The organism is Dryocola boscaweniae, assembly GCF_025215095.1.
GTDB classification, from domain to species: domain Bacteria; phylum Pseudomonadota; class Gammaproteobacteria; order Enterobacterales; family Enterobacteriaceae; genus Dryocola; species Dryocola boscaweniae.
Window position 1 is genome coordinate 1 of record NZ_JALHAP010000009.1, and the last position, 247, is coordinate 247.

The 247-nt window shown below is 50.2% G+C and carries 1 pseudogene; it reads left to right on the top strand.

Features of this window, described 5'->3' with window-relative positions:
- Positions 1–247 (top strand): annotated as a pseudogene (locus MUA00_RS00035) (hypothetical protein); the annotation flags it as partial.

A 247-nucleotide genomic window follows, 5' to 3' on the forward strand; every position in this document is an offset into this window, starting at 1 on the left:
TCAATCTTCCTGATGGTTCAGCATTCACCGGCCCGTCATGGAAATATCTTGCTGATAATATGCTGAACAAGAGCCAGAACCTTAACGACGTTGCCAATAAAGCGACCGCCCGCGCAAACCTCGGTTTGGGAAGTAGTGCTACAAGGGATGCATACAGCGCTTCTGGGGGCATCCTTTCTGTGGGGGATTTCGGTCTTGGAACTGTATATCCTCCAGTTGTACCTTCTGGCATGCCTGATGCAGAAAG